The 3,149-nt window shown below is 39.9% G+C and carries 3 protein-coding genes and 1 pseudogene; 1 reads left to right on the top strand and 3 read right to left on the bottom strand.

What is annotated here, in order from left to right:
• The 3 genes and pseudogenes from WA010_RS06505 to WA010_RS06495 form a co-directional block, all read right to left on the bottom strand.
• Positions 1 to 393 (bottom strand): annotated as a pseudogene (locus WA010_RS06505) (tRNA (guanosine(46)-N7)-methyltransferase TrmB); the annotation flags it as partial.
• 3 nt (positions 394 to 396) lie between these two features.
• Positions 397 to 1,650 carry a fibronectin type III domain-containing protein gene (locus WA010_RS06500; protein ID WP_422556331.1) on the bottom strand — a complete coding sequence of 418 codons (1,254 nt, stop codon included), beginning with the start codon at positions 1,648 to 1,650 and terminating at the stop codon, positions 397 to 399.
• Positions 1,595 to 2,572, bottom strand: a complete 978-nt coding sequence (locus WA010_RS06495) for an RluA family pseudouridine synthase (protein WP_422556330.1) — start codon at positions 2,570 to 2,572, stop codon at positions 1,595 to 1,597. The genes WA010_RS06500 and WA010_RS06495 overlap by 56 nt, the downstream gene beginning before the upstream one ends.
• Before the next feature lie 90 nt (positions 2,573 to 2,662).
• Here WA010_RS06495 and WA010_RS06490 point away from each other — a divergent pair.
• On the top strand, positions 2,663 to 3,149 hold a 487-nt coding region (locus WA010_RS06490), incomplete at its 3' end, for an FtsW/RodA/SpoVE family cell cycle protein (protein ID WP_422556329.1).

Here is a 3,149-nt window from a genome sequence, read left to right as displayed (position 1 = left end):
GAAGCCGATTTCGATTCTTACTTCGCGTTCACGTGGAAAATTTTCAGCAAAATAAGAGATAGATTTTAGCGCATCATGCGTTTTAAGATGAGTATTTTCAGGCGCATTATCGATATTAGAATCGATGATATTCAAATCAGCACATTCAGCATAAGCGAGCAGTGCATGTTTTAGAATAAAATTTGGCGATGGGCGGGTAATTTTATCACTTTTAAGAAGCTCTTTGGTTTCACCTTTTTTATGGACTAAAAAAAACTCTCTATTTTTGTAGCGTGCAGCGATCAAAGAACCGCCATTTTGCTCTTTATAGTCTGCTTGAAAAAGAAATTCCACTGCACCCGATCGTGCAGGTAGGATAAGTGGTTTAAACGATTCGATATGTAAATGCGGCATTCTTTATTTTGCCTCGTAGCTAAGTTCGATAGGTGTAGTCGGAAGGGAACGAATCCCATTTTTATCAACACTCATAATTTCGTACAGGTATCCTGTATCAGGTTTAATATTGATATCATGGAAAAGCGCTTCTGTAATATTATTGATTTCCAGACTTTCACGACTTATCCAACTTTTTTTCGTCGTTTTTATTACAGTGTATGAGACGGTGCGTGGATCACTGTTTTTCCATTGAAGGGCAACCGCTTTGTTTACAATTTTGCCTTCATAGGCAATCGGTGTTTGTGGTTTGGCAAGGGTTGAACCTTGAATTGCTATCGGTGAAAGCGTACTTTCTAAACCATCTTTATCTACAGCGGTTATTTTATAAAAATAAAATTTCCCGTCTTCAGTAATAGTATCGGTGAAATTGGTTGCTTCAAGTTTCACAAAATACTCAAATTTGTCATTTGAAGTAGATGAACGATAGATATTATAATGACTTAAATCGCTGATTGTACTTGCGTCCCATTTGAGATTAATGGCTCGTGGAATATCATTGCTAGCGGTAACATTTTTGATTTCTGGAGGAAGCGGTTTTGTGACAACTTTAGTCAGCTCACTTGCATCTGTAGATAACTTTTCAAACGTTAGTGCTTTAATGCGGTAAAAATAGACATGACCGTCTTTGAGCTCATGATCGATAAATTCTGCATTTAATCGACCTTTAATCGCAGCGATTTCAGACCATTTTTGATCAGTTCCATCCTGGCGTTCAATAATATAGCCGTTAATTTTTCCATTTGGATGTGGACGCCAAAGTAATTTTGCACTGCGAGGCATATTGCCGACAGATTGAAAAAAACTTACCGGTGCAATCATCGGTTGGGTAGCGACGACCATGGTTTCACTTCCTGCTGATTCACTACCTTCTTTATTCATCGTTGCAAAACGGTATTGGTATTGATTTCCTGGTTTGACGTCACTGTCTACGAAATGGGTTGCAAAACGGCTATCAATCGTTGCGATACGTTGAAGTTTTGGATCTTCGTTACCTGGGGTATTGCGGTAAATATAATAACCGGTCACTTTGGTATCTTCAATCGGTTTCCACTCAAATGCGATGGAATTTATATCCGCAATAAAACCATTCATGAGAGGAATGGGAAGGGTTGAATCTATCGTAACGGTTTTTTGTGGCACCGGTTGAGGAGCACAACCACTAAAGAGACTCAGAGCTAAAGAGACGCTCAAGGCGTATCGGATCGATGCGTGCATGCAATTCCTTTGAATCAAAATGTTTATGTAAGTAATCTTCCATCACAGGAGCAAGAGGAGCTGTAAAACTGACTCTCTCTTTGGTCGTGGGATGGGTGAAATAGAGGTTGTAAGCATGAAGCAAGATACGTTCCATTTTATCACTTTTTGCCGAGGTTCCATAGAGGTGATCTCCCATAATATGCCGGCTGATTGACTCTAAATGAACCCGAATCTGATGGGTTCGTCCGGTATAGAGTTTACAGGCGATTATCTCTTCGGTCTCATCATGGCTAGGGAGAAGTTTTCGAAATTCGGTTTTGGCATTTTTGCCGGTTTCACTGATCGCCATTTTAAGACGATTGTGGGCACTTCGCCCGATAGGGCGGTCGATGATTGTGATCTCATCTTTCATCGGCGGGGTGACGACCGCGAGATAAAAACGTCCCATGCTCTTGTCTTGGAGTTGGATCGAGAGGGCTTCATGCGCTTCGTTGTTTTTTGCGATCACCATAGCTCCGCTCGTACCTCGGTCAAGTCGGTGGACGATACCGTGACGCTCTTCACCACTCAGTGTAGAAAGGCTGATCCCTTTGTGTTTGAGCCAATCCACGAGAGTTGGTTCTTTGACGCTTGGAGCAGGGTGAACAGTGAGTGAACTGGGTTTGTTGATGATGAGGATATCATCATCTTCGAATAACACTTCAACCTCAAAATTGATCTCCATAGCCGGAGTCGATTTTTGGTCAGGAAAGCGGATATAAATTTTTTGTAAAAGCTTGAGTTTTAGCCCTGCTTTAAGAGTTGGTTTTCCATCTACGGTGACACAGTTTTGTTCGATGAGTTGGGTAATCTGATTACGTGTTTGTTCAAGTTTTTGGGTTAGAAAAACATCTAAACGAACCGCTTCTTCCACAGTGAAATGGGCTTCTTTTTGAGACAAAATCGGGTTCCTTTAAATCGTGTATAGGTATATATTAGAGGTCTTGTTATGACTTTGTTATGCTACAATTAGCAAAAAATAAGGACCGTAGTGCTTAATATTGATCGCCGAATTTTAGCACACTTTGATTTCATCACAGTTATTTTACTGATTCCACTCATTTTTACTTCAGGTTGGCTTATTTATGAAATCCATCCGATGTTGGGACAAAAACATTTAGTTTATGTTTCAGTTGGATTAAGTGTATTTATTTTTCTTTTTTTATTACCTATACGGCGATTATTTTGGACAATTCCTATCATCTATTGGTTAGGAATTATATTGCTGATAGCAGTAGAACTGGTTGGACATGCTCGTTTGGGAGCAAAACGGTGGATTGAAATTCCGTTTGTCCATTTTACAATCCAACCATCAGAATTGATTAAACCTGCTTTTGTCCTTATGTTAGCCTATCTAATTAGTCGTAATCCCCCTCCGCTTGGTGGTTATGGGATAAAAGATTTTGCTAAACTTTCGGGGTATATTTTACTGCCGTTTTTTCTAATTGCTAAAGAACCTGATTTAGGGACGGCAACAG

It is taken from the genome of Sulfuricurvum sp. (genome assembly GCF_049305995.1).
Lineage (GTDB): Bacteria > Campylobacterota > Campylobacteria > Campylobacterales > Sulfurimonadaceae > Sulfuricurvum.
This window is presented reverse-complemented; position numbering and strand designations above follow the sequence as displayed.

What these genes read in the sequence shown, in the direction of transcription:
- WA010_RS06500 (WP_422556331.1), bottom strand. Translation starts at nt 1,650, where the DNA reads ATGCACGCATCGATCCGATACGCCTTGAGCGTCTCTTTAGCTCTGAGT.